22 protein-coding genes are annotated in these 25,234 nt (G+C 62.9%); 15 read left to right on the forward strand and 7 right to left on the reverse strand.

Features of this window, described 5'->3' with window-relative positions:
- Window positions 1-29: 29 nt before the first annotated feature.
- A complete protein-coding gene (locus IB277_RS27905) occupies window positions 30-2,114 on the reverse strand; it encodes an ABC transporter substrate-binding protein (protein WP_060583957.1) in 2,085 nt (694 codons plus the stop codon).
- Between the two features lie 110 nt (window positions 2,115-2,224).
- A complete protein-coding gene (locus IB277_RS27910; RefSeq protein ID WP_060583959.1) occupies window positions 2,225-3,688 on the reverse strand; it encodes an alpha-glucosidase/alpha-galactosidase in 1,464 nt (487 codons plus the stop codon).
- 188 nt (window positions 3,689-3,876) lie between these two features.
- Here IB277_RS27910 and IB277_RS27915 point away from each other — a divergent pair, with 188 nt between their 5' ends.
- Window positions 3,877-4,818 carry an AraC family transcriptional regulator gene (locus IB277_RS27915; RefSeq protein WP_060583960.1) on the forward strand — a complete coding sequence of 314 codons (942 nt, stop codon included), beginning with the start codon at window positions 3,877-3,879 and terminating at the stop codon, window positions 4,816-4,818.
- A 12-nt stretch (window positions 4,819-4,830) separates the two neighbouring features.
- Here IB277_RS27915 and IB277_RS27920 read toward each other — a convergent pair whose 3' ends face one another.
- The 3 genes from IB277_RS27920 to IB277_RS27930 form a co-directional block, all read right to left on the reverse strand.
- A complete protein-coding gene (locus IB277_RS27920; protein WP_159415747.1) occupies window positions 4,831-5,328 on the reverse strand; it encodes an EVE domain-containing protein in 498 nt (165 codons plus the stop codon).
- Window positions 5,329-5,454: 126 nt separating this feature from the next.
- The gene (locus IB277_RS27925; RefSeq protein WP_060583961.1) at window positions 5,455-6,174 is read right to left on the reverse strand and encodes a GNAT family N-acetyltransferase; all 720 of its coding nucleotides are present in this window, start codon (window positions 6,172-6,174) and stop codon (window positions 5,455-5,457) included.
- Window positions 6,175-6,362: 188 nt separating this feature from the next.
- Window positions 6,363-6,509 (reverse strand): DUF1127 domain-containing protein, encoded by a 147-nt coding sequence (locus IB277_RS27930; RefSeq protein WP_064817045.1) that lies wholly within the window; start codon window positions 6,507-6,509, stop codon window positions 6,363-6,365.
- A gap of 260 nt (window positions 6,510-6,769) precedes the next feature.
- On the opposite strand from IB277_RS27930, the gene IB277_RS27935 reads away from it, so the two are divergent.
- Together IB277_RS27935 and IB277_RS27940 are read left to right on the forward strand one after the other, a co-directional pair.
- Window positions 6,770-7,480, forward strand: a complete 711-nt coding sequence (locus IB277_RS27935) for a GntR family transcriptional regulator (protein ID WP_034798498.1) — start codon at window positions 6,770-6,772, stop codon at window positions 7,478-7,480.
- Window positions 7,481-7,593: 113 nt separating this feature from the next.
- Complete coding sequence (locus IB277_RS27940) at window positions 7,594-8,556, forward strand: dihydrodipicolinate synthase family protein (protein WP_034798428.1); 963 nt, start codon at window positions 7,594-7,596, stop codon at window positions 8,554-8,556.
- Between the two features lie 102 nt (window positions 8,557-8,658).
- Here the strand turns inward: IB277_RS27940 and IB277_RS27945 are convergent, their stop codons facing one another.
- Window positions 8,659-9,696 (reverse strand): Ldh family oxidoreductase, encoded by a 1,038-nt coding sequence (locus IB277_RS27945; protein WP_060584817.1) that lies wholly within the window; start codon window positions 9,694-9,696, stop codon window positions 8,659-8,661.
- 156 nt (window positions 9,697-9,852) lie between these two features.
- On the opposite strand from IB277_RS27945, the gene IB277_RS27950 reads away from it, so the two are divergent.
- From IB277_RS27950 to IB277_RS28005, 12 genes are all read left to right on the forward strand, one after another.
- Window positions 9,853-11,370: an aldehyde dehydrogenase (NADP(+)) gene (locus tag IB277_RS27950; protein ID WP_060529350.1), complete on the forward strand. Its 1,518-nt coding sequence runs from the start codon at window positions 9,853-9,855 to the stop codon at window positions 11,368-11,370.
- Window positions 11,371-11,589: 219 nt separating this feature from the next.
- Entirely contained in the window at window positions 11,590-12,396 is an 807-nt protein-coding gene (locus IB277_RS27955) for a transporter substrate-binding domain-containing protein (RefSeq protein ID WP_034798420.1), read from the forward strand.
- 71 nt (window positions 12,397-12,467) lie between these two features.
- Window positions 12,468-13,133 (forward strand): amino acid ABC transporter permease, encoded by a 666-nt coding sequence (locus IB277_RS27960; RefSeq protein ID WP_060529349.1) that lies wholly within the window; start codon window positions 12,468-12,470, stop codon window positions 13,131-13,133.
- Between the two features lie 13 nt (window positions 13,134-13,146).
- Window positions 13,147-13,797, forward strand: a complete 651-nt coding sequence (locus tag IB277_RS27965; RefSeq protein WP_192372177.1) for an amino acid ABC transporter permease — start codon at window positions 13,147-13,149, stop codon at window positions 13,795-13,797.
- Window positions 13,790-14,512: an amino acid ABC transporter ATP-binding protein gene (locus IB277_RS27970; protein ID WP_034798411.1), complete on the forward strand. Its 723-nt coding sequence runs from the start codon at window positions 13,790-13,792 to the stop codon at window positions 14,510-14,512. The genes IB277_RS27965 and IB277_RS27970 overlap by 8 nt, the downstream gene beginning before the upstream one ends.
- A 7-nt stretch (window positions 14,513-14,519) precedes the next feature.
- Window positions 14,520-15,767, forward strand: a complete 1,248-nt coding sequence (locus IB277_RS27975; RefSeq protein ID WP_060584815.1) for an FAD-binding oxidoreductase — start codon at window positions 14,520-14,522, stop codon at window positions 15,765-15,767.
- 13 nt (window positions 15,768-15,780) lie between these two features.
- The gene (locus tag IB277_RS27980; protein WP_060521880.1) at window positions 15,781-16,782 is read left to right on the forward strand and encodes a 4-hydroxyproline epimerase; all 1,002 of its coding nucleotides are present in this window, start codon (window positions 15,781-15,783) and stop codon (window positions 16,780-16,782) included.
- Entirely contained in the window at window positions 16,779-18,470 is a 1,692-nt protein-coding gene (locus tag IB277_RS27985) for an aconitase X (RefSeq protein WP_060529346.1), read from the forward strand. Before IB277_RS27980 ends, IB277_RS27985 begins: the two co-directional genes overlap by 4 nt.
- An 85-nt stretch (window positions 18,471-18,555) precedes the next feature.
- A complete protein-coding gene (locus tag IB277_RS27990; protein WP_192372179.1) occupies window positions 18,556-18,759 on the forward strand; it encodes a hypothetical protein in 204 nt (67 codons plus the stop codon).
- Between the two features lie 269 nt (window positions 18,760-19,028).
- A complete protein-coding gene (locus IB277_RS27995; protein ID WP_034798403.1) occupies window positions 19,029-20,978 on the forward strand; it encodes a PrkA family serine protein kinase in 1,950 nt (649 codons plus the stop codon).
- Window positions 20,979-21,003: 25 nt separating this feature from the next.
- Window positions 21,004-22,326, forward strand: coding sequence for a YeaH/YhbH family protein (locus IB277_RS28000; protein WP_060584813.1), 1,323 nt, complete (start codon window positions 21,004-21,006; stop codon window positions 22,324-22,326).
- A 12-nt stretch (window positions 22,327-22,338) separates the two neighbouring features.
- The gene (locus IB277_RS28005) at window positions 22,339-23,886 is read left to right on the forward strand and encodes a SpoVR family protein (RefSeq protein WP_034798401.1); all 1,548 of its coding nucleotides are present in this window, start codon (window positions 22,339-22,341) and stop codon (window positions 23,884-23,886) included.
- A 132-nt stretch (window positions 23,887-24,018) separates the two neighbouring features.
- Here the strand turns inward: IB277_RS28005 and IB277_RS28010 are convergent, their stop codons facing one another.
- A complete protein-coding gene (locus IB277_RS28010; RefSeq protein WP_051659435.1) occupies window positions 24,019-24,936 on the reverse strand; it encodes a LysR family transcriptional regulator in 918 nt (305 codons plus the stop codon).
- Between the last annotated feature and the right edge of the window lie 298 nt (window positions 24,937-25,234).

Below are 25,234 nucleotides of genomic sequence, written 5' to 3' on the forward strand. Positions count from 1 at the left end.
CGGCTTGGGGCCGGAGGGGCGGCCTTCGATCAGTTGCTCAGGCTCTTCTCGCCGGGCTTGCCCGGGAGCTGCTCGGCGAAGAGCTCGAAGTCACCCTGCTTGTCGGCGGGGACAAAGAGACGCTCGCGCATGATCGTGTCCTCGGCCCAGTTGAACATGAAGATCGGCGCTCCTGTCGGCACGTTGGCGAAGCGCTTGTTGATGATCAACGCGCCCGGATATTCGGTAAGGCCGACTGTATCGAGGTTCGTCGTCGCGACCTTCTGGTACTGCTTCATCAAGTTCGCGCGCTCGGCATTGTCGTTGGTGGCGATGAACTTGTTGATGATGTCGACGAGTTCCTGTTCGAAGGGCATCAGGTCAAGCTGACCGCCTTCCGGTGCACGGTGGTGCCAGCTGGTGCGCGGACCGGCGGCCGCCAGCTGCGGCGTGTTCTGCACGACGGAGGCATATTCGGCGGCGTTGCGGTGAACCATCCAGTCGAACTTGCCGGCGTAATTGGTCGCGTCCCGCTGCTTGCCGTCCAGCGAGTTCAGAACCACCCGGAGGCCGAGCTTTTCCATCTGGCCGATAAGACCCTCGGCCAGGTTGCGGTCGGTCGCATAGCTGTTGTCGATCAGAAGCACGATCTCCACGTCCTTACCGCCGGCCTTGCCGTCCGCGAAGTTGACGAAGCCGTTGCCGTCGGTGTCCTTCAGCCCCGCCTTTTCGAGCAGAGCCTTGGCGCCATCGAGGTCGAAGGGATAGTAGACGGTCGATTCCCGGTCGTAGAAGCTGGTGCCGGAGGAAAGCCCGCCGGGATAGATCGCGGTGAAGGGGCCCTTTACGAGCGCCTCGCCGAGCTTCTTGCGGTCGACCGCCATGGTCACCGCCTTGCGGAAATCCTCGTTGCGGTTGAGTTCACGCACGGCCTGGGCGCGTTCGTCCGGCTCCCCCCAGCCATTGGCCGAGAAGTTCATGTGCAGATTGTAGCCGATGAGGCGCGGGCCGAAGGCAAGCCGGGCGGGGGCCGTATCCTGGGCGGCGCGCTTCAGCGACTCCACGAAGTTTTCCGGCTGCTCGAGGTTCGAGAGATCGGCGGAACCGGCAATCGCCTGTACGTCGCGGTCGGCCCAGGTCGAGAGCTTGTAGTGCAGCTCGTTGATGTAGGGCAGCTGGTTGCCGGCCTCATCGACCTTCCAATAGTACGGGTTCCGGCGCAGCACGATGATATCGTCGGGGCGATAGGCGACAGGGACCCAGGCACCCATGACCGGGATGTTCATGTACTCGGGCGGGAAGGCATTCTTGTACTGGTCGTAGGTGGTACCGGCGTATTTCGGATGCTTGGCCTTGAGAATATGCGACGGGCCGGGGCAGAAGGTGCCATAGGCCATGGCATAGAGGTGCTGGCGCGGGAAGGCCTCCTTGAAGGTCCACTCGACCGTATACTGGTCGATCTTCTTCAGTGTCGTGCCGGCGCCGAAGGTCTCCGGCGTCGCGCCGTTCAGCGGCGTCACACTCGGGTCGAGCACGTTGTCTTCCCAGTAGAACATTACGTCGTCGGCATCGAAGAGGTCGCCATCCGACCACTTGGCGCCCTCGACCAGATGCATCGTCAGCTTGTGGCCGTCAGAAGACCAGTCCCAGCTCTTGGCAAGGTTCGGCAGAGGCTCGACGTCCTTCGCTTCCACCTGGAAGAGCGGCGCCGTACGCGTCAGGCATTCGGACATGCCGATATCGATGCCCCCCCAACCCTGGCTCTGGCCGGCTGAGTAGTTCCAACCCTCGGGACGACCGCCGATGACGTGGCGTAGCGTGTCGCCGTAGACACCGACGCCATCAGGCATGTTGCCGGTCTTGAAGACCATCGGCTCCTTCGGCAGCCGTTCGGCGACCGGCGGCAGCTTGCCGGTCTTGACGTATTTCTCGGTAACCCAGGTCGGTTCCTTGTATTCCGGCAGCGCCTTGAACTCGGCGATCGAGTCGCGCGGCACATAGGTGATCTTGCCCTCGGCGGGAAAGGCCGGCTGCTGGGGCACGACGGTCGGCTCGGAAGCGGTCGCCTCCAAGGCAAAGGTCGAGATGCCGACAAGCAGCAGGCTCGCCATTTTCATCAGTCTGTGGCTGGTCATTGGCTTAGATTCTCCCTCTTTGCCGCGCCGGGACGCGGTCTCCTCCTTGAAAAGTCTGCACTTCAGGCAGCGCTGCCCACGTCTCCTCACGGAAGCAGCGTTGCAATCGATCAGCCGGCGGCGCGGACCTGACGCTCGGCGCGCAACTCGTCGAGCGAACGCACCTCACGCCGCGCAGCACCCTTCCATTCGCGCGTCTTGACGGTTGCGCGGCCAAGCCGCTCCTTCGCGCCGTCGATGGCATGGGCGTATTGCGGCAGCCACTGGCTTTGAGCGACCACCATCTCGTCGACCATCTGCCAAACCTCCTCCGGCGTGCAGATGGCACCGACCAGCGGATCATGCAGCATCGCCAGCTTTAGAAGATCGAGATCGCCGGTCACGGCCGCATGGACCGACATGCGCTGGACGTTGATCGAGGAAAGGCAGGTGGCGGCACAGGCCTCGGGAAGGGTGAGGCCCGAGACCATGTTGATGCCGAAGCGATCGACGAAGCCGGGGGATTCGATGATGGCGTCGGCAGGCAGGTTGGTGATCACGCCATTGTTCTTGACATTGAAATGGCCGCGATAGACCCGGCCCGTTTCCAGGGCCTCGAGAATATGGCTCGCATGTTCGTTCGAGCGCTTCTGATGGTCGAGCGGCCGGCCGGCTGCTTCGAGGAACTGCGGAAACTCGGTTTCGAACCAGTTGCGCGTCTCGGTCGAATGCCTGAGATAGCCGCCGGTCTCGCCGTGGATCCAGTCGGACATATCGATCCAGTGGGTAATTTCCTCCGGGCGCTTGCGATACCAGGGAAGATATTCGGAGAGATGGCCGTTGCTCTCGGTCGAATAGACGCCGAACCGCTTCAGCACGTCGATGCGGAGCTTCTCCTGCTTGGAGAACACCGGGTGCGCCTCGAAGGCCGCAACCAACTCGTCCTTGCCGATCCTGCGGCCCTTCAGCCTCACGTCGACGAACCAGGTCTGATGGTTGATACCCGAGCAGATGTAGTCGAGTTCGCCCTCGCCGGCTCCCAAGATTTCGGCGATCTGCTCGCCGCCGTGCTGAACACCGTGGCAGAGCCCGACCGTATCGACCTTGCCGTATTCGATCGCTGCCCAGGTGTTCATCGCCATCGGGTTGGCATAGTTCAGGAACTTGGCACCCGGTTCGGCGACCGCGCGGATATCCCGGCAGAAGTCGAGGATGACGGGGATGTTGCGCTGGCCGTAGAGGATGCCGCCGGCGCAGATCGTATCGCCGACGCATTGGTCGACGCCATATTTAAGGGGGATGCGGATGTCGTCGGCATAGGCTTCGAGCCCGCCGACACGGACGCAGCTGATGATGTAGCGGGCGCCTTCGAGCGCTTTCAGCCGGTCGGTGGTTGCCGTGACCTTCGTCGGCAGGCGGTTGACTTCGACAATCCGGTCGAGGATCGCCTTGATCATCTCCAGATTGCGGGCGCTGAGATCTGTCAGCGCAACCTCGATTTCGCGCAATTCCGGCACGGCGAGAATGTCGGTGAAGAGCTTCTTGGTGAAGCCTATGCTGCCGGCGCCGATGATGGCGATCTTGAATGTTGCCATGCCCTCACTCCTCATGAACTGCATGCATCTCTGACAAAGGGTAAAATCAATTCACGGTTTTTCACCGTCTCTGCGCGCAACTTCGATGCATCCCCTCATTTCTTACGGGCCAAAAGCACCGCCTGTTGCGCTGTTGGTGGTCATTATGTGTATAATCGCCGACCCCGCCAGAGCGGTATTGTGCTTTCATGGGTAATTTTATGCTGCAAGAATTGATCGACAACGGCCCGGTTATGCGCACCGTTTCGCTGCCGCGGGGACGCCAGAGCCTGCACGCGATGCCGACCAGCACCGGCTATGAAATCCGCAACAATGCGACCTATGACTGGGACGGCAGAAAGCGCGGAAACACGCCCTTTACCGTGCTCCAGCATACGATCGCGGGTGCCGGAAACCTGCGATACGAAAACCGCAGCTATCGGGTGCGCGAGGGCGAGACGCTGCTCCTGCTCGTGCCGCACAATCATCGCTACTGGCTGGAAGACGGCGGGCGCTGGGAGTTCTTCTGGATCTCGATGAACGGCGACGAGGCGCTGCGCATCCACCGCGCCCTGCTCGCCGTCACCGGTCCGGTATTGAAGCTGCAACCGGAAACGATCGAGCATCTGGCCGACTGCAGCATGCGGCTGATCCGCGGCGGCGAGACGCCAGGCAGAGCCTCGGCGATTGCCTACGAGGCGGCGATGGCGCTCTACGACGACGTCTTCGGCTCGCACCCGGTGTTCAGCCATGAACACAGGACGATGCACCGGGTCGTCGACCACATCATGAACAACTTGCAGAACCCGCTTCCGGTGGAGGAACTGGCACGCGTGTCGGGCTTGAGCCGGGCGCATTTCTCGCGCGTCTTCGCCGCCAGCGAAGGCATGGCGCCGGCCGAATATGTGCTGCAGAAGCGACTGCAGCGTGCGGTAAAACTGCTGACGAAAACCGCAAGCCTTCCGGTCAAGGAAGTGGCCATTCTCTCGGGCTTCGAAGACCCCAACTATTTCGCCAAGGTGTTCCGCCGCTCCTTCGGTCTGAGCCCGACGGAATTCAGAACCACCGGCATGTATGCCAGCATCGCCGCCGGCTCGGTGGAGCAAGCGGTCGACACGGCGGAGGACGCAACGGTGCTGCTGCCGGGTTGAAGACGCGAACGATCAGCCGGCGAGTTGCTGCCGAAAGGCCGGCACCCTCGGGAAAACCATGCCGAGGTCTGCATGCATGGCCCGCGCGATCACACGGAAGTCACGCTCGCTGATGGCAAGATGACCAAGACGAAGCTTCTGGTCCCAGTTACGGTTGCCTTCGGCAAATTCAAGGCTGTCGAGCCACGGCCGAACCGGCGCCTCCATGCTGTCGGCCCAGTCGATGTCGCCGCGATGCGGGGCGACACCGCCCATGGCAAAGAAGTAGGGCGGGCGCTCCTTGACGACACCGATGGCGGCAAAACATGCAAGCCCCGCCCTGCCGTTAAAGGCGGCGTTGGGCGCATAACCGATGAAGCCATCACCCGCCTTCATGCGCGTCATCGCCTGGACATTGCCGTAGCCGTAGCCAAAGCGAGAGAAGCCGTCTTCGGCGGCATGCTGCAGGTCATCGCCGGAAACAGCGCCGATCCAGAAATTGCGCTCGCCTGACCTGTTTGCTGCACCCATCTGAAACATATCCTGCGCCGACATCTGCAATCCCTCGATCTCTTATCCTGGGACCACTTTACGCGCGACCCCTGCCAGATTCTGTCAGCATCGTTTTGACGGCCCGGCATACCGTCGAGCCGCGTCTCAGCCGTCTTCGGAGGGCGCTTCCCATTGGCCGAAAAGCGTCACGCCTACGGCTCCCGCAAGCGCCACCGACGCGTGGTTGTCGAGTTGGCAGCGATATTGCGGTTGGTAGCCCTTTTCGAGGGCGGCCCTGCTGATTGCGCGCACGACCTTGCGGGCGTGGCCCTTACCCCTATCGGACACAAGCGTCAGCACACCGAGATCGGCGATCTGCCGCTCCTGCCAGGGATATATGCTCGCGGCACAGACCAGCCTGTCACCATCGAAGGCTCCGTAGACCAACCAGTGATCCAGTTCGACATAGGCTGCATCGAGATCCTCTTCCGAGGCGGAGCCCTGGAACAGGGCGAACGCGGCCGCATCCTTCGCCGTGAGCGCGCGCACATGGGCGCCTGAATTCTCCCGCAACAGCACAGCCTTATCCGCTTCGGTGAAGTAGAAGAGGTTGTCAGCACCGTTCAGGACGATGCCGGCATCGCGCAGCCCTTGGCGAAGGGTCGCTTCGGTGAGCACCTGACCCGCCGCTGACGACAGCGCGGCGCCGAGCGCCGGGGACAGGGCCACGATCACGCCGTTTTCAGCAGTGTGCAGCACCATGGCCGGGCTGTCCTCGTCGAGGTCGGGATTGACCACGACGGTAAACCGATCCGCGCTTGCGCGAACATCGCCCGCAAAGGACGCGTTCCAGAAATCGGTAATCTCAGAGGAAAACGGCGGCATGGCACTCAGTCTCTTGAACGAACACCGCGCCTGTCGGCGGCAAGCGGCGCGATTAATGGAGTAGTCGATTAATCAAATCGCAGTGCCAGCGATGTGTGGGACGACAATGGCGCAATGAAGGCGCCAAAAAGCAAAAGCGCCCGCAGGAGATGCAGGCGCTTGGCAATTATTCAGTCTTTAAGATCGCCTTAGCGGGCGAAGGCCGTACGTGCGACGCGGTCGATGTCGGCGCGTTCGATGCCGAGGTCGCGAAGTTCGCGGTTCGACATGCGGCCCAGTTCGGTGACCGTCTGACGGTACTTGCGCCAGTTGTTGATGGAGCGTGCGATGTTCATTTGATCCCCCTTTCAATGGGCTTTCGAAGCCTGGCTGCCAGTCCGTGGCGCCTCGTTTCGCTTCGATGAACACCTTATAGCTCAGGCTTTCCGTGAGTTGCAGCGCTCAAAACTCAGCGCTCCCATGTGGGAAACGCATGGGTCGCCACAACAACCTGTGCACGCAGGTGCGGATAACAGCTTCGCGCAATGACGGCAGCGGAAACTGTTGATCCCGGCGACAGAGACAAGTATTTCTTTTGTCGACAAAGGAATCTGACATGACCGATATCGACACCGACAACAGCCCCATCCCCGAGCGCAAGCGCGGCTCCGGCGTAAAGATGGTCTATGACCTCTTGCGCGACGAGATCCTCGACCTGGTGCTGCCGCCGGGCAGCCCGATCGACGAAGTGCAGCTTGCCGAGCGGCTGAAGATGTCGCGCACGCCGATCCGCGAGGCGCTGGTGCGTCTTGCCGGCGAAGGGCTGATCGACACGCTGCCGAACCGCTCGACGATGGTCGCGAACATCGACTTCCTCAATCTCAATCCGTTCTTCGACGCTCTGGTGCTGATGTACCGCGTCACCACGCGGCTTGCGGCGCAGAACCACCGCCCAGAAGACCTGGCGATCATTCGCGGCTTCCACGAAGACTATGCGGCAGCCGTGCAGACGCGCGACCCGCTCACGATGATCGCCACCAACGCCGCCTTCCATGCGGCAATCGCGGAAAGCGGACGCAACCCCTATTTCACCAGCCTGTTCCGCCGGCTGCTGGACGAAGGGCGGCGCATTCTCCGTCTCTATTATCAGTCCTATGACGAGCAGTTCCCCCAGCGCTTCGTCGACGAGCATGCGGCCATGATCGCCGCGATCGCCGCGCGCGACGTCGAGGCTGCGGATCGGCTGGGCAAGGCGCATGCTGAGCAGATCGTCGAGCAGGTGCAGAAGCTTTTTGCCCGCAACAACAAGCTCGATATCGCTTTGTAGCGACCTTTGTATTTTTCTTGTCGACAAATAAAATACAAACAGCTATTGTCTGGATCAAAGGCAAGGGCGCAGGTGCGCCGCTGCCCTGAAGACAAAGCCGAGAGGAGTTTCAGATGAAGGCTCAGATTTTCACCGGCGTCATCCCGGCGCTGATGACCCCCTGCAAGGAAGACCGCACCCCCGATTTCGACGCGCTGGTGCGCAAGGGCAAGGAGCTGATCGCTCAAGGCATGTCCGCCGTCGTCTACTGCGGCTCGATGGGTGACTGGCCGCTCCTGACCGACGAACAGCGCATGGAAGGCGTCGAGCGCCTCGTCAAGGCCGGCATTCCGGTTATCGTCGGCACCGGCGCCGTCAACACTGCTTCGGCCGTCGCTCACGCGGCACATGCCGAGAAGGTCGGCGCCCAGGGCCTGATGGTCATCCCGCGCGTGCTTTCGCGCGGCTCGGTTGTCGCTGCCCAGAAGAACCACTTCAAGGCCATTCTCTCGGCCGCCCCGAGCCTGCCGGCTGTCATCTACAACAGCCCGTACTACGGCTTCGCCACCCGCGCCGACCTGTTCTTCGCGCTGCGCGCCGAACATCCGAACCTCGTCGGCTTCAAGGAATTCGGCGGCGCTGCCGACATGCGCTATGCGGCCGAGAACATCACCAGCCGTGACGATGGCGTCTCGCTGATGATCGGTGTCGACACGGCCGTTTTCCACGGCTTCGTCAACTGCGGCGCAACCGGCGCGATCACCGGCATCGGCTGCGTTCTGCCGAAGGAAGTCATCCACATGTGCAACCTGTCGCGTGCCGCCGCCGAAGGCGACGTCGACGCACGTCTGCGCGCACTGGAACTGGAACAGGCGCTCGCCGTTCTCTCGTCCTTCGACGAAGGTCCGGACCTCGTTCTCTACTTCAAGCATATGATGGTGCTGAAGGGCGACAAGGAATACACGCTGCACTTCAACGAGAGCGACGTTCTCTCCGACAGCCAGCGCGGCTATGTCGAAGCCCAGTTCAAGCTGTTCAACAGCTGGTACGCCGAGTGGAGCAAGCTCCCGGGCGCGGTGCAGAAGTACAAGGCCTGATCGCTCGATCGGCACTCAAATAGAAAAGGCCCTCCGGTTGGAGGGCCTTTTTCGTTTGGCAGTCTCGACGGGTCGATGACCGACGAAAAGGTTAGCCGTCGCTTACGCGACGGCGTCCAGTCCAAGAGCAAGCAGCCGCTCGAGCTGCTCGATTTCAGCCGTGTTGAGAACGACACCTTCGGCTTCCGACTTGGCGCGCGCCACGAAGCGACGCTGCGACGGCAGGCGGGCGCCCTGGCCGACGATCGCCTCGAACAGCACTTCCGCACGGGCGAAGGGATTGCCCGGGCGTCCGGCTGCAAATTTCTCCGGCGAGAAGGCGACGATCAGTTCGCCGTGGAACGGTGCAAGCGTCGTGGTGCCGAGATAGTCGAGCACTTCCGGGCTCGTCAGGTCGCCGATCATGATGCCGGCAAGAAGCTCGACCATGGTGCCGATCGCCGAACCCTTGTGGCCGCCGAAGGGCAGCATGGCGCCGGCAAGCGCTGCTTCCGGATCGGTCGTCGGATTGCCTTCGGCATCGATCGCCCAGCCCTCCGGCAAGGGCTTGCCGGCACGGCGGTGCAGTTCGATCTCACCGCGGGCGGCAACCGAGGTGGCGAAGTCGAAGACGTAAGGCGGCTTGTTTTCGCGCGGCCAGCCGAAGGCGAAGGGGTTGGTGCCGAGCAGCGGTTTGTTGCCGCCGGTCGGCGCAACGGTCGCATAGCTCGGGCACATCACGAGGCCGGCAAGTCCCTCGCCGGTCAGGCCTTCGACCTCAGGCCAGAGCGCCGAAAAATGGGTGCAATCATTGATGACGAGCGCGGCGATGCCCAGCGAGCGAGCGCGTTCGGCGAGAAGCGGCAGGCCGAGCTCGAAGGCGGGATTGGCAAAACCGCCCTTGGCGTTGACCTTGACGATAGCGGAACCTTCGCCCGCTTCGAGCTCCGGTGTTGCATCCGGCTTCACCTTGCCCGCCTTGACGGTGCGAAGCGCTCCTTCGATGCGGTAGATGCCATGCGACTTGCAGGCATCCCGCTCGCCGGCGACGATCACGCGGGCCAGTGCACCGGCCTGAATGGCGTTGAGCCCCGCCTTCAGGAAGATCGCCTCGACGCGCTCGAAAAGTGCTGCGATCGTCAGGGTGTTGGTTTCGCTCATCTCTCTCCCTCTCAAATGCTGCGCCTGATCCGGAAGGGCCAGTCAGGCGATTGATGTTCTGCATACATATAGTATACAAAGATCCGACAAGTGCAATTCAGCCATGATCCCCTCTGCCAGAAAAGGCAATCCGGGATCGAACGAAAGGATCGGCAGATGGCCTTCACCCCCAAAGGAAAACACCTTGTCGCCGGCGAATGGCTCGACGGCGCGGGCACCTTCGCATCGGCACCCGCCCACGGTCCGGTCCATCAGTTCGCCACAGGCACCGTGGAACTGGTCAACCGCGCGGCTGACGCCGCCGAAGAAGCCTTCCTGAGCTATGGCTATTCGACCCGGACCGAGCGCGCCGCCTTCCTGCGCGCCATCGCCGACGAGATCGAGGCACGCGCCGAAGCGATCACCGAAATTGGCACCCAGGAAACCGGCCTGCCGGAAGCGCGCCTGCAGGGCGAACGCGGCCGCACCACCGGCCAGCTCCGTCTCTTTGCCGACCACATCGAAAAGGGTGAATATCTCGACCGCCGTTTCGATGCGGCCCTGCCCGAGCGTCAGCCGGCGCCGCGCCCGGAAATCCGCCTTATCCAGCGCCCGATCGGCCCGGTCGCCGTCTTCGGCGCCTCGAACTTCCCGCTGGCCTTCTCGACCGCCGGCGGCGACACGGCTGCCGCCCTTGCTGCCGGCTGCCCCGTGGTCGTCAAGGGCCACTCGGCCCATCCGGGCACCGGTGAGATCGTTGCGCAGGCCGTCGAGGCCGCGATCCGCAAGACCGGCGTTCACCCGGGCGTCTTCTCGCTGATCCAGGGCGGCAACCGCCAGGTCGGCGAAGCGCTTGTCCAGCATCCGCTGATCAAGGCCGTCGGCTTCACCGGTTCGCTCGCCGGTGGCCGCGCGCTCTTCAATCTCTGCGCCGCACGTCCGGAGCCGATCCCGTTCTTCGGCGAGCTCGGCTCGGTCAACCCGATGTTCCTGCTGCCGGAAGCACTGAAGGCACGCGCCGAGACACTCGGCCAGGGCTGGGCCGGTTCGCTGACCATGGGTGCCGGCCAGTTCTGCACCAACCCCGGCATCGCCGTTGTTGTCGAAGGTGCTGACGCTGATCGCTTCACCACGGCCGCCGTCGAAGCGCTCGGCAAGGTCGCGCCGCAGACGATGCTGACGGACGGCATTGCCAAGGCCTATCACGACGGCCAGGCGCGCTTTGAAAGCCGCAACACGGTGAAGCCGCTGCTGACGACCGAATCGTCCGGCCGCTCGGTCTCGCCGAACCTGTTCGAAACGACCGGCGACCAGTTCCTGGCCGACCATGCGCTCGGCGAAGAGGTGTTCGGTCCGCTCGGCCTCGTCGTTCGCGTCGGTTCGACCTCTGAAATGGAACAGCTTGCCCGCGGCTTCGAGGGACAGCTGACCACCACCATCCACATGGATGCGACCGATCTCGAGACCGCCCGTCGTCTGCGCCCGATCCTTGAGCGCAAGGCAGGCCGGGTGCTCGTCAACGGCTTCCCGACCGGCGTCGAGGTGGTGGATTCGATGGTGCATGGCGGACCCTATCCGGCCTCGACCAACTTCGGCGCAACCAGCGTCGGTACCCTGTCGATCCGCCGTTTCCTGCGCCCGGTCGCCTACCAGAACATGCCGGAAGGCCTGCTGCCCGAGGACTTCCAGGGCTAAGGCACTCGCCGCTGCGGGCGCCTGCCGCCCGCAGCTGCAAGACACGACAGATCGCTGCGCAGGCATCCCATTTGACGAAACAAATGGGATGCCTGCGCGCGTTCTGCGTTACGAACTTATACTTTTTGTATACTAATTGTATTTTTCTATTGATTTGTGCTGTCTAAAACGGAATAGTGCCTCAGCCGTCAAACGGCACTCATTTCAGGGAGAGAGAAAATGAAGACTTCGGTGCTCGCGCTCGGCCTCGTTGCGGCCGCTGCTCTGACCAGCCAGGCCCATGCCGACAAGCTGGATGACGTCATCGGCTCGGGTACGCTGCGTTGCGCAGTCGTGCTCGACTTCCCGCCGATGGGTTCTCGCGACGAGAACAACAACCCGATCGGTTTCGACGTCGACTACTGCAACGACCTTGCCAAGGCACTCGGCGTCACCGCCGAAATCGTCGAGACCCCGTTCCCGGAGCGCATTCCCGCTCTGATGTCGGGCCGCGTCGACGTCGGCGTTGCCTCGACCTCGGACACGCTTGAGCGCGCCAAGACCGTCGGCATGACGATCCCCTACTTCGCCTTCGAAATGGCTGTCACTGCCAACGAGAAGTCGGGCGTCAAGTCCTTCGAAGACATGAAGGGCAAGGTTGTCGGCGCTACCGCCGGCACGTTCGAAGCGATCGCTCTCGAAAAGCAGGTCAAGGAATGGGGCGCCGGTGAGTTCCGTCCGTACCAGACCCAGGCAGACGTCTTCCTCGCGCTCAGCCAGGGCCAGATCGACGCTACGGTTTCGACCTCGACCGTCGCCCAGGCCAACGTGAAGGGCGGCAAGTTCGCCGGCATCTCCGTCGTCGGCAAGGCTCCGTTCGACACCGACTACGTCGCGCTCTTCACCAACCGCGAAGAATACGGCTTCATCAACTTCCTCAACCTCTTCATCAACCAGCAGGTCCGCACCGGCCGCTACGCTGAACTTTACGAAAAGTGGGTCGGCGGCGAACTTCCGGACCTTACGGCTAAGGGCGTTTACCGCTAATATGCCGTTTATCTGGCGGCGCGAAGTTTAGCTTCGCGCCGCTATTCGTTTCCGAAGAGGTGAGACGAAACATGTTCAGCTATACCTTTCATTGGAACCAGGCGCTGAAAGCCCTGCCACAGATGCTCGACGGAGCGCTGGTCACCCTGCAGGTGGCTCTGCTCTCGATGGTCATCGGCCTGGCACTGGCGCTCGCGCTGACGGCTTGCCGCCTGTCGGGCAATCGCATCCTCGGTGGTTTTGCAACCGCCTGGGTCGAGATCGCCCGCAACACGCCGGCGCTGTTCCAGATCTACATGGCCCATTTCGGCCTCGGCAATTTCGGTATCCACCTGAGCCCCTATACGGCGCTGCTCGCGGGGATCGCCTTCAACAATGCCGGTTATCTCGCGGAAAACTTCCGCGGCGCCCTCAAGGCCATTCCCGATACCCAGGCGCGGGCCGGCCGCTCGCTCGGCATGACCCCGGTGCAGGCCTTCCGCTACATCGTGCTGCCGCAGATGCTGCGCATCGCCTTCCTGCCCGTCACCAACCAGATGGTCTGGGCGATCCTGATGACCTCGCTTGGCGTTACCGTCGGCATGAACACCGACCTTGCCGGCATCACCCAGGAACTGAACGCCCGTTCGTTCCGCACCTTCGAATTCTTCGCGATCGCGGCGGTCATCTACTACCTGATCGCCAAGGCCGTGACGCTGGGCGCGCGCCTGCTCGCCGCGCGCATGTTCCGCTACTAAGGAGAGGTGAGAGATGTTCAATACCGCCCTCACCCTCGCTGATCTCGGCTTCCTGCTGCAGGGCGCCTTGATGACGCTCGCGGTCACCGCCGTCTCGGTTACCGCCGGCACCGTGCTCGGCATCATCTTCGGCGTCGTGCGCAACCAGGTCGGCCCCTATTGGGCCGCCCCGCTCACCTTCGTGCTCGACATCTTCCGTTCGGTGCCGCTGCTGATCCAGCTGGTTCTTGCCAATGCCTTCCAGGCGATCGCCAAGCTCGGCTGGGCACCGTTCACGACCTCCTGCGTGGTGCTGTCGCTCTATACCGCCGCCTATTGCACCGAGATCGTTCGTGGCGGCATCTCTTCCGTGCCACCGACGACGCGCCGCGCCGCCCGCTCGCTCGGCATGACCTGGTGGCAGGACATGCGCTACATCGTGGCGCCGCTTGCGACCCGCGTTTCGCTGCCGTCCTGGATCGGCCTGACGCTCGGCGTCATGAAGGACTCCGCACTCGTCCTCTGGCTCGGCCTGATCGAACTCTTGCGCGCCTCGCAGGTGCTCGTCACCCGCCTGCAGGAACCGCTGCTGATCCTTCTGATCTGCGGCGCCATCTACTTCCTTATCAGCTTCCCGATCGCCCGGCTCGGCGGTTACCTTGAAGAACGGTGGTCCAATGATTGAGATCCAGAACGTTCGCAAATCCTTCGGCTCGCTGGAGGTTCTCAAAGGCATCGACCTCACCGTCAACAAGGGCGAGGTGCTGACCATCATTGGCGGCTCCGGTTCCGGCAAGTCGACGCTGCTGACCTGCATCAACGGTCTCGAGCCGATCGATGCCGGCCGCATCCTCGTCGACGGCACCGAGGTCCACGCGAAATCAACAAACCTCAACAAGCTGCGCAGCAAGCTCGGCATCGTCTTCCAGCAGTTCAATGCTTTCCCGCACCTGACCGTGCTTGAAAACGTCATGCTGGCGCCGCGCAAGGTGCTCGGCCTCTCCAAGGAAAAGGCCGAGGAGAACGCCGTCAAGCAGCTCACGCACGTCGGCCTCGGCGAGAAGCTCGGCGTCTATCCAACCCGCATGTCGGGGGGCCAGCAGCAGCGCATGGCGATCGCCCGCGCACTCGCAATGTCGCCGGAATACATGCTGTTTGACGAAGTGACCTCGGCGCTCGATCCGCAGCTCGTCGGCGAAGTGCTCGACACGCTGCGCATGCTGGCCTCCGAGGGCATGACGATGATCTGCGTCACCCATGAAATGAAGTTTGCCCGCGAAGTTTCCGACCGCGTCGCCTTCTTCCACAAGGGCGTGATGGCGGAAATCGCCGCACCGGAAGCGCTCTTCGGCGCGCCGAAGGATCCGGAACTCCAAAAGTTCCTCGCAGCGACGCACTGAGCCGATCATGAAGGATGCAGTTCAGCCTGACGTCATCGTCATCGGCGCCGGCGTTGTCGGCCTTTCTGCGGCGATCGCCGCCCAGGCACGGGGACTTTCCGTCACCGTGCTCGACCGGGAAGGCCCGGCAGCAGGTGCCTCGGCGGGCAACGCCGGGGCCTTCGCCTTCACCGACATCCTGCCGCTCGCGTCACCCGGCATCCTGAAGAAGGCGCCGAAGTGGCTGCTCGACCCGCTTGGGCCCTTGAGCGTGCCACCGGCCTATGCGGCACAGATCGCGCCGTGGATGTTCCGCTTCTGGCGCGCCTGCTCGGCAAGCCGCGTGGCCCATTCGACGACCGCCCAGACGGCGATGATGGACCTCTCCAAGGCCGAGCTCGAACCTTTCCTCGCCGAGACCGGCACCCTGCCGATGCTGCGCAAGGAAGGCAATCTGCAGGTCTATGAAAGCGAAGCCGAGCTGAAGGCCTCTCTTCCCGGCTGGACCGCGCGAGCCGAACACGGCATCGAGTTCCGGCACATGGGCGCGGCCGAGATGGCCGAGATCCAGCCTGGTCTCGCATCGCGCTTCACCCATGGCACCTTTACCCCCGGCTGGTATTCCATCGCCGATCCCAAGCTCTACACGCTGGCGCTGGCAGACCATTTCCGCGCCAAGGGAGGTGTGATCGAGCGTGCCGAAGTTACGGCACTGAAGCCGATCGAAGGTGGCGTCGAACTGACGGCCGACGGCAAGACGCGGCGGGCAGAACAGGTCGTGCTTTCAGCCGGCGCGTTCTCGCACCAGGTCGCCCGTACGCTCGGCGAGCGTATCCCGCTCGAAACCGAGCGCGGCTACAACACCACGCTGCCGCAGGATGCCTTCGATCTGCGCACCCAGATCACCTTCGGCGGACACGGCTTCGTCGTCACCAGGCTTTCGACCGGTATCCGCGTCGGCGGCGCCGTCGAACTCGGCGGGCTGAAGCTGCCGCCGAACTTCCGCCGCTCGGAAGCCATGCTGAAGAAGGCGCAAGCCTTCCTGCCGGGCTTCAAGAGCGAGGGCGGCGTGCAATGGATGGGCTTCCGCCCGTCGCTGCCCGACAGCCTTCCGGCGATCGGCCGCGCCCGCGCCACCGGCCGCGTCGTCTACGCCTTCGGCCACGGCCATCTCGGTCTCACGCAATCGGCCGGCACCGCACGGCTCGTTGCCGACCTGCTCACCGGCCGGCGGCCGGCGATCGATATCAGTTGCTTCTCGCCCCAACGTTTCTGACAGAGTTTAGACCATGGCCAACCACACCTTCTCCTGCATCGACGGCCACACCTGCGGCAATCCGGTCCGCCTCGTTTCCGGCGGCGGGCCACGACTCGAAGGCGCCAACATGCTGGAGAAGCGGGCCCATTTCCTGCGCGAGTTCGACTGGATCCGCACTGGCCTGATGTTCGAGCCGCGCGGCCACGACATGATGTCGGGCTCTATCCTCTATCCGCCGACCCGGGCCGACTGCGATGTCGCCGTGCTCTTCATCGAAACGTCGGGCTGCCTGCCAATGTGCGGCCACGGCACGATCGGCACCATCACCATGGCGATCGAAAACGGCCTGATCACGCCGCGCGAACCGGGCAAGCTTTCAATCGACGCGCCGGCCGGCAAGGTCGACATCACCTATCGCCAGGAAGGCCGCTTCGTCGAGGAAGTGCGCCTCACCAACGTTCCGGGCTTCCTCTACGCCGAGGGGCTGACGGCTGAAGTCGAGGGTCTTGGCGAGATCGTCGTCGACGTCGCCTATGGCGGCAACTTCTACGCCATCGTCGAACCGCAGAAGAATTTTCGCGACATGGCCGACCATACGGCCGGAGAACTTGTCGGCTGGAGCCCGAAGCTCCGCGCGGCGCTCAACGCCAAATACGAGTTCGTGCATCCGGAGCACCCGGAAATCAAGGGCCTCAGCCACATCCAGTGGACCGGCAAGCCAACACAGGCAGAAGCGCATGCGCGCAACGCCGTCTTTTACGGCGAAAAGGCGATCGACCGCTCGCCCTGCGGCACCGGCACGTCGGCGCGCATGGCCCAGCTTGCCGCCAAGGGCAAGCTCAAGGTCGGTGACGAGTTCGTGCATGAATCGATCATCGGTTCGCTGTTCAAGGGCCGTGTCGAGGCGGCGACCAAGGTCGCCGACCGCGACGCCATCATCCCGTCGATTGCCGGCTGGGCCCGCATGACCGGCATCAACACTATCTTCATCGATGACCGCGACCCCTTTGCTCATGGATTTGTCGTAAAATGACCCAATCGATCTCCGCCCGCAGCATTCTTTCCGGCTCCGCCGATGGCCCCATCATCGCCACGGAGGAGGCGCTGAGCTTCTGGGGCGGGGTCGATCCGGCAACGGGTCGGGTGATCGACGTGCACCATCCGCTGCACGGCCTCTGTCTGACCGACGGCATCCTGATGATGCCGTCGAGCCGCGGCTCCTGCACCGGTTCGGGCGTGCTGCTCGACATGGCGCTGACCGGCCGTGCGCCGGCGGCCCTGGTCTTCTCGGAAGCGGAAGACGTGCTGACGCTCGGCGCGCTGATCGCGGCCGAAATGTTCGGAAAATCCCTGCCGGTGCTTCGGCTTTCGCGCGACGCCTTCAAGGCGCTGGCGCAAGCAAAGACCGCGCGCATCAGCGATACGGCAATCGAAGCCGATGGCCTGACAATTCCGGTCGCTCCGCCGGCAATGACGGCGCTTGATCTCACCGACGACGATCGCGCCATGCTCGACGGTCGTGACGGCATCGCCGTGCAACAGGCGATGCGCATCATCGCGGCGATGGCGGCGCAGCAGGGTGCGGAAAAGCTCATCGACGTGGTCCAGGGCCATATCGACGGCTGCATCTATGCGAGCCCGGCAAACCTCACCTTCGCCGAGAAGATGGCGGACATGGGGGCCAAGGTTCGCGTACCGACGACCATGAACGCGATCTCGGTCGACCGTGCCAACTGGCAGGCGCAGGGCGTGCCGGAGAGCTTCGGCGATCCGGCAGCAAGGCTTGCCGACGCCTATGTGCGCATGGGCTGCCGCCCGACCTTCACCTGCTCGCCCTATCTGCTCGACAGCGCGCCGAAATCCGGCGAAGCCATCGCCTGGGCGGAATCGAACGCCGTCATATTCGCCAACACGGTGCTCGGCGCGCGCACGGCCAAACACCCCGACTTTCTCGATCTCTGCATTGCGCTCACCGGTCGTGCACCGCTCTCGGGCGTCTATCTCGACGCGCCGCGCAAGGCGACGCGCGTCATCGACGTGGAACTGCCTGAGAATATCGACGATGCCTTCTGGCCGCTGATCGGTTATCTCGCCGGCAAGGCAGCACCCGACCGCATCCCGCTTTTGCGTGGTCTTGCATCGGCAAAGCCCTCGCGCGACGACCTCAAGGCGCTTTGCGCCGCCTTCGGCACCACGTCCGCATCCCCGATGCTGCATGTGGAGGGCGTGACCCCGGAAGCGGAAGGTGCCGCCGCCAAGGATGCCGACCACACGACGATCACGCGCGCCGACATGGCCGCGGCCTGGTCGCTCCTGAACGACGGTCCGGCGGAGGTCGAGCTTGTCGCCATCGGCAGCCCGCATGCGTCGCTCGAGGAGTGCCGCGCGCTGGCCACAGCCTTCGACGGCCGCAAGCGCGATAGCAACGTCGCCGTGATCGTCACCGCCGGGCGAGACGCGATAGCCGCAGCACGGGACGAAGGTCTGCTTGCCCGCCTTGAAGAGAGCGGCATCCAGGTCCTGCCGGATATTTGCTGGTGCTCGATCTCCGAACCGGTCTTTCCGACCAAGACCCGGGCGCTGATGACCAATTCCGGTAAATACGCCCATTACGGTCCCGGTCTTTCCGGCCGCGCCGTGCGCTTCAGCAACCTCGCCGACTGCGTCGAGGCGGCGCTCACCGGCCGCGTTTCGGTGCGCCTGCCAGCCTGGCTCGCCTAAAGGCTCGTTCCTTCTCTCCGGCGTCGCCGCGTGGCGGCGCTGTCGAGGCGCCGAGCTCGTCGCCTCCCGACCCCAACTGATCTGCGTGGGGCTCGATGATTCCCTGACGCCGCCTCAAGCGGTGGAGCGCACCTGTGACGAGACGCAGGCTGCCTATCGGGCGGCCGCCGTCGAAGACGACTTATCTTTGGTTGCAGCGCCGGGCATCGGCCATGTCGAGACAGCGACCATGCGAGACGCGGTTCTGGCCCTTCTTTTCCACCACCTCGGCGCACCCGGCGGCGGCTGACGCAACCGAACATGGCGCTCGCACAGAAAACGCCTGGGCGCATGCGGCGCCAATCGCGCACGCCCTGCGTTCAACGCCTTATAACCACCGCTTCGATCAGGTTTTCGTGATGCCACAGTCACGATTTTTCATTCATTGAAACAACCCCTTCGAGAATCACGAGAAAGCGAGTACTCTGAAGGAACATTGCGCATGGGACGCCGTTTATTCGAATGAGCGAGCCGATAAGCAGCGATCCCCGTCTCAGCCAGCGGCCGCGGGAGAGCATGATGCAAAAGAGCGAATGCGACGTCTTTGATCTCTTCTCGGAGATCTATACAAGTGCAGCGCAAGAAGAAATCAGTCTTCAGGAATACCTTCTGGCATGTCGCGACGACAAAAGCATGTATGCCACCGCACAGGAGCGGATGGTTACAGCCATAGGTAATCCAACCCTCATCGATACCAGCGCGGACGAACGTCTCGGCCGCATCTTCTCAAACCGGACCGTCAAGATCTATCCATCCTTCGCCGACTTCTACGGCATGGAAGATACGATCGAGCGCATCGTCGGCTACTTCCGCTATGCCGCGCAGGGGCTGGAGGAGCGCAAGCAGATCCTCTACCTGCTCGGCCCGGTCGGCGGCGGCAAGTCGTCGCTCGCCGAGCGGCTGAAAAAATTGATGGAACTTCAGCCGATCTACACGCTGGCGGTCGGCGGCAAGGTCAGTCCCGTCTTTGAATCACCGCTTGGCCTCTTCCATCCCGACCGCATGGCCGACCTGCTCGAAGACAAATACGGCATCGGCCGACGCCGGCTGACCGGCTTGATCTCACCCTGGGCGACGAAGCGCCTCGACGAAGTCGATGGTGACATCTCCAAATTCAGCGTCGTCAAGCTGATGCCGTCGCGCCTGCGCCAGGTGGCTATCGCCAAGACCGAGCCCGGAGACGAGAACAATCAGGACGTTTCCTCGCTGGTCGGCAAGGTCGACATCCGCCAGCTCGAAAACTACAGCCAGGCCGATCCCGATGCCTATTCCTATAGCGGCGGCCTCAACCGCACGACGCAAGGCTTGCTCGAATTCGTCGAGATGTTCAAGGCGCCGATCAAGGTGCTGCATCCGCTTTTGACCGCAACCCAGGAAGGCAACTACAACGGCACCGAAAGCTTCGGGGGCTTCCCCTATCAGGGCATCGTTGTTGCGCACTCGAACGAGTCCGAATGGCTGCAGTTCAAGAACAACAAGAACAACGAGGCCTTCCTCGACCGCATCCTCGTGGTGAAGGTGCCTTACTGCCTGCGCGTCACCGAAGAGCGGCAGATCTACGAGAAGCTGCTGCGCGAAAGCGAACTGACCAAGAGCCCCTGCGCGCCGGAAGTGCTGGAAAGCCTCAGCCGCTTCACCGTCTCCACCCGCCTTGCCCGTCACGAGAACTCGCCGCTCTACACCAAGATGCGGGTCTATGACGGCGAAAACCTGAAGGACACCGATCCCAAGGCGAAGTCCGTTCAGGAATATCGCGACGCGGCCGGCGTCGACGAGGGTATGACTGGCATCAGCACCCGCTTTGCCTTCAAGGTTCTGTCGGAAACCTTCAACTACGACACCAAGGAGGTCGCGGCCGATCCCGTGCACCTCATGTACATTCTGGAACAGGCGATCCGCCGCGAACAGTTCCCGAAGGAGACGGAAGCGAGCTACCTCGACTTCATCAAGTCCGAGCTGGCATCGCGCTATGCCGAATTCATCGGCCACGAAATCCAGAAGGCCTATCTCGAATCCTACAGCGAATACGGCCAGAACCTGTTCGACCGTTACATCGCCTATGCCGACGCCTGGCTCGAAGATCAGGACTTCAAGGACCCGGATACCGGACAAATCCTCAACCGGGAGATCCTCGACAGCGAACTGTCGCAGATCGAAAAGCCGGCCGGCATCGCCAATCCCAAGGACTTCCGCAACGAGGTCGTCAAGTTCACCCTGCGCGCCCGCGCCAAGAACCATGGGCGCAACCCCTCCTGGACGAGCTACGAAAAGCTTCGCGACGTGATCGAGAAGCGCATGTTCGGCCAGGTCGAAGACCTGCTTCCGGTCATCAGCTTCGGCTCGAAGAAGGACAGCGCATCCGAGAAGCAACACGCCGAGTTCGTCCAACGCATGACGGAACGCGGCTATACGGAGCGTCAGGTCCGGCGGCTGGTCGATTGGTATATGCGGGTCAACAAGGCGGGCTGACGATGCCGAAGCAGGGGATTGGTATATGCCGAATTTCATCGACCGGCGGCTCAATCCGAAGGATAAGAGCCTCGGCAATCGACAACGCTTTCTGAAGCGGGCCCGCGAAGAGCTCAAGCGGGTCATCAAGGATCAGGTCAAGTCGGACAGGATCATCGACGTCGACGCCGCGCATGGCGTGCCGATGCCGACTGATGGCGCCAGCGAGCCCACGTTCCAGCCGTCCCGCGGCTCCGGCGAACGCAACTACGTGCTGCCCGGCAACAAGGAGTTTTCGGCAGGCGACCGCCTGCCGAAACCGGAAGCGGGCGGCGGTGGCGGCGGCGGCAAGGGCAAGCCCGGAACCGGCGAAAGCGACGATGATTTCCAGTTCATCCTGTCGCGCGAGGAAGTACTGGACCTCTTTTTCGAGGATCTGGAGCTCCCCGACATGGTCAAGCTCAGCCTCAAGGAAACGGTCACCTTCAAGCCCCGCCGCGCCGGCTTCGCCACGGCGGGAACGCCGACGAACATCAATGTCGGGCGCACGATGCGCAACAGTTTTGGCCGGCGCCTGGCGCTGCACCGGCCGAAGGAGAAGGAACTGACCGCGGTCACCGACGAGATCGCGCAACTGGAAGTGGAACCGGAGCCGACGGCGAAGAGCCGACAGAGGCTCAAGGAACTGCGGGTCGAGCTGGAAAGGATCGAGAAGAAGCGGCGGCGCATCCCTTACGTCGATCCGGTCGACATCCGCTTCAACCGCTTTGAGCAGCAGCCGCTGCCGAACGCCAACGCCGTGATGTTCTGCCTGATGGACGTCTCGGCCTCGATGGGCGAGCGCGAGAAGGACCTCGCCAAACGCTTCTTCGTGCTTCTGCACCTGTTTTTGAAACGGCGCTACGAACGCATCGACATCGTCTTCATCCGCCATACGGACGAGGCGCGCGAAGTCGACGAGGAGACCTTCTTCTACAGCACCCAGAGCGGCGGCACGATCGTATCGACCGCGCTCGAAGAGATGATCAGGATCGTCGAGGACCGCTACCCCTCGCAGATCTGGAACATCTATGCGGCCCAGGCCTCCGACGGCGACAACATCATCGGCGACAGCGAACATTGTGCGGCACTGCTGCGGGAAAAACTCACGAAGCTCTGCCAGTACTATGCCTATGTCGAGATCATCGACGAGCGCGAGACGGAAATCTTCGGCTCGACAGACAACGGCACCGCGCTCTGGCGCGCCTATCGCACGGTGGACGGCGAGAAGTCGAATTTCCAGATGACCCGGATCGCCAAGCCCGCCGACATCTACCCGGTCTTCCGCAGGCTTTTTGCCCGGCAGCCGGCCGCACGCACCCGGAAGTGAGGGGGAGACCGGATGGCACGACGCACGACCTCAGGTCTCCTGTTCCAGGGGTCCGACTGGAATTTTGCGACGCTGTCGCGTGCTTACGACGCGATCGAGCAGGTCGCGCTCGAAGAAATGGGCCTCAGCGTCTACCCGAACCAGTTGGAGATCATCACCTCCGAACAGATGCTCGACGCCTATTCCTCGGTCGGCATGCCGCTCATGTACCAGCACTGGTCCTTCGGCAAGCGCTTTGCCTATGAGGAGCATCACTACCGTAAGGGCCACCGCGGTCTTGCCTATGAGCTGGTGATCAATTCCAATCCCTGCATCACCTATCTCATGGAAGAAAACACCATGGCGATGCAGGCGCTGGTGACCGCGCATGCCGCTTTCGGCCATAACCACTTCTTCAAGAACAACTATCTCTTTCGCCAGTGGACCGATGCCGGCGCGATCCTGAGCTATATGGATTTCGCCAAGAAATACGTGACCAAATGCGAGGAGCGGCACGGCACTGCCGCCGTTGAAGCCATTCTCGATTCCGCCCATGCGCTGATGGACCAGGGCGTCTTCCGCTACCGCCGCCCGCCACGCCTCTCCTCTGAAAAGGTGCGCGAAAGGGCGCGCGAGCGGCTGGAATATGAGGAGCAAACCTATAGCGACCTCTGGCGGACCCTGCCGCAGGTCGCCGAGAGCCGTGATCCGGCCGAGGCCGAGCGCGACGCTTCGGAGCGCAAGAAGGTGCTCAACCTGCCGGAGGAAAACCTGCTCTATTTCCTCGAAAAACACAGCCTGATCCTGGAGCCCTGGCAGCGCGAGCTGCTCAGGATCGTGCGTGTCATCGCGCAATATTTTTCACCGCAGCGCCAGACGAAGGTCATGAATGAGGGCTGCGCCACCTTCGTGCATTACACCATCATCAACCGCCTCTACGACCAGGGCAGGATTGGCGAAGGTCACATGCTGGAACTGTTGCAGAGCCATTCCAACGTCGTGTTCCAGCCGGATTTCAACGACCGGCGCTACCCGGGCATCAACCCCTACGCGCTCGGCTTTGCGATGATGCAGGATATCCAGCGGATTGCCACCGAACCGACGGAGGAAGACCGCGACTGGTTCCCGTCTTTCGCCGGCAACGGCGACTGGATGGAAACGCTGCGTGACGCCTGGGCGAACCATCGCGACGAGTCCTTCATCCTGCAGTATCTGAGCCCGGCGGTGATGCGCAAGTTCCGGCTGTTCCAGCTCTCCGATCGCTCGTCGGATCGTTTCGTCGAAGTTGCCTCGATCCACAACGAGCGCGGCTATTCCGCGGTCCGTTCGGCGCTCGCCAACAGCTACGACGTTGCTGCCAACCAGCCGGACATCCAGGTGATGGACGTCGATCTGCTCGGTGACCGGCAATTGCGGCTACAGCACAATGTCAAGCACGGTATCCTACTCGACGAGGGCAGCCGCGACGCGACGATGCGCCATATCCGCCATCTCTGGGGCTATGAGGTGAGCCTCGCCGGCGTCGATGCCCAAAGCGGGCGCACGGTGTACGAGTGCTCGACGGCAAAATCGTCCGAGTGAACGGATAAAAGCCGTGGGTCGTGGCCATCATTAGAATTGGTGGCAGGCATTAGAATTATTTGGTTATCAAGACGCGCCGCCGCGGGACCCGGTTGAGGCGCAGCTTGCGCTGCACGGCCCTGTGGCGGACGTTCAGCCTGCGATAACGTCGGGCGTGGCCGGCAAGGCCGCTGCCTCCTGCTCGGCCGCCGCAGCGAGCCAATCGTGGAAGGCGGTCATCGCCGGCGTGACGGGACGCGATTTCAGCCGCGTCAGCCAGTAGCTTCCCATCGAGGTGTGAACGTCGAAGGGCTGGCGCATCGTGCCGTTCGACAGCAGCCGCGAGAACATCAGTGGTGGCGCCAGCGCCACGCCGATCCCCTGGGCCGCTGCCTCCATCATCGCCAGCGAACTATCGAAGACGATGCCCTTGAGCAGGGGCGCCGGATAGGCGATGCCGGCTGCATCGAACCAGGTCACCCACTCGTCGGCCCGATAGGACCGGAGCAGCGTTTCGTCGAGCAGATCGGCCGGCGTCTTCAGCCGCTCGGCGATCTCGGGGATGCAAAGCACGGATAGCGGCGCCTCGAAGAGCCGCGTCGCCTCGATATTGTGCCAGGAGCCGCCGCCGAAGCGGATAGCGAAATCCAGCCCCTCGGCCGCCATGTCGACGCGGTTGTTGTTGGTGGAGAGGCGAACGTCGACAAAGGGATATTTCGCCTGGAAATCCGCGAGCCGCGGCAGCAGCCAACCGACCGCAAACGTGCCGACGGCGCCGATCATCAGCACTTCGCGAATATGCCCCGCCTCGAAGCGGTCGAGCATGTCCGCCATCCGGTCGAAGCTATCGCGCAGAACCGGCAGCAACGCCTCGCCCTCCGCCGTGATCATCAGTCCGCGCGGCAGCCGCTTGAACAGGGTCACGTTCAGGCGGTTTTCGAGAAGCTTGACCTGATGGCTGACCGCGGCTTGCGTAACGCAGAGCTCGATTGCCGCGCGCGTAAAGCTCAGATGCCGCGCTGAGGCTTCGAAAGCGCGCAGCGCATTGAGCGGAAGATATGGCCTGACCATGAATGCCCTAACTCACCTAATGGGTCTCGCAAATAAACGTGGTTTGTTGCGTAAGCACAATCCCTCTACGGTGAACTTTATCGGCGGTGCGTGCCGTTGCCCGGAAGTCGCCAACTCAGGAAAGGCGCGGTCAGCCGCACCGCTTTCGGAGACCTGATCCATGCGCCGTTTCATCTGGCCCTAGCGGCGCAGGCACCGTCACCGAGCCAACGTCCGCGGACGTAGGCGCATCCCAATACTCCGCTCCGCATGCGCTGCCCGCCACACGAACACCTGTGTCGGCGACGCTGCCTGCTGC

It is taken from the genome of Ensifer sp. ENS07, from assembly GCF_014852185.1.
Classification (GTDB): domain Bacteria; phylum Pseudomonadota; class Alphaproteobacteria; order Rhizobiales; family Rhizobiaceae; genus Ensifer; species Ensifer adhaerens.

Coding starts and splice junctions, on each gene's coding strand:
- IB277_RS27905 (WP_060583957.1), bottom strand. CDS start 2,114: ATGACCAGCCACAGACTGATGAAAATGGCGAGCCTGCTGCTTGTCGGC.
- IB277_RS27910 (WP_060583959.1), bottom strand. CDS start 3,688: ATGGCAACATTCAAGATCGCCATCATCGGCGCCGGCAGCATAGGCTTC.
- IB277_RS27915 (WP_060583960.1), top strand. CDS start 3,877: ATGGGTAATTTTATGCTGCAAGAATTGATCGACAACGGCCCGGTTATG.
- IB277_RS27920 (WP_159415747.1), bottom strand. CDS start 5,328: ATGGGTGCAGCAAACAGGTCAGGCGAGCGCAATTTCTGGATCGGCGCT.
- IB277_RS27925 (WP_060583961.1), bottom strand. CDS start 6,174: ATGCCGCCGTTTTCCTCTGAGATTACCGATTTCTGGAACGCGTCCTTT.
- IB277_RS27930 (WP_064817045.1), bottom strand. CDS start 6,509: ATGAACATCGCACGCTCCATCAACAACTGGCGCAAGTACCGTCAGACG.
- IB277_RS27935 (WP_034798498.1), top strand. CDS start 6,770: ATGACCGATATCGACACCGACAACAGCCCCATCCCCGAGCGCAAGCGC.
- IB277_RS27940 (WP_034798428.1), top strand. CDS start 7,594: ATGAAGGCTCAGATTTTCACCGGCGTCATCCCGGCGCTGATGACCCCC.
- IB277_RS27945 (WP_060584817.1), bottom strand. CDS start 9,696: ATGAGCGAAACCAACACCCTGACGATCGCAGCACTTTTCGAGCGCGTC.
- IB277_RS27950 (WP_060529350.1), top strand. CDS start 9,853: ATGGCCTTCACCCCCAAAGGAAAACACCTTGTCGCCGGCGAATGGCTC.
- IB277_RS27955 (WP_034798420.1), top strand. CDS start 11,590: ATGAAGACTTCGGTGCTCGCGCTCGGCCTCGTTGCGGCCGCTGCTCTG.
- IB277_RS27960 (WP_060529349.1), top strand. CDS start 12,468: ATGTTCAGCTATACCTTTCATTGGAACCAGGCGCTGAAAGCCCTGCCA.
- IB277_RS27965 (WP_192372177.1), top strand. CDS start 13,147: ATGTTCAATACCGCCCTCACCCTCGCTGATCTCGGCTTCCTGCTGCAG.
- IB277_RS27970 (WP_034798411.1), top strand. CDS start 13,790: ATGATTGAGATCCAGAACGTTCGCAAATCCTTCGGCTCGCTGGAGGTT.
- IB277_RS27975 (WP_060584815.1), top strand. CDS start 14,520: ATGAAGGATGCAGTTCAGCCTGACGTCATCGTCATCGGCGCCGGCGTT.
- IB277_RS27980 (WP_060521880.1), top strand. CDS start 15,781: ATGGCCAACCACACCTTCTCCTGCATCGACGGCCACACCTGCGGCAAT.
- IB277_RS27985 (WP_060529346.1), top strand. CDS start 16,779: ATGACCCAATCGATCTCCGCCCGCAGCATTCTTTCCGGCTCCGCCGAT.
- IB277_RS27995 (WP_034798403.1), top strand. CDS start 19,029: ATGCAAAAGAGCGAATGCGACGTCTTTGATCTCTTCTCGGAGATCTAT.
- IB277_RS28000 (WP_060584813.1), top strand. CDS start 21,004: ATGCCGAATTTCATCGACCGGCGGCTCAATCCGAAGGATAAGAGCCTC.
- IB277_RS28005 (WP_034798401.1), top strand. CDS start 22,339: ATGGCACGACGCACGACCTCAGGTCTCCTGTTCCAGGGGTCCGACTGG.
- IB277_RS28010 (WP_051659435.1), bottom strand. CDS start 24,936: ATGGTCAGGCCATATCTTCCGCTCAATGCGCTGCGCGCTTTCGAAGCC.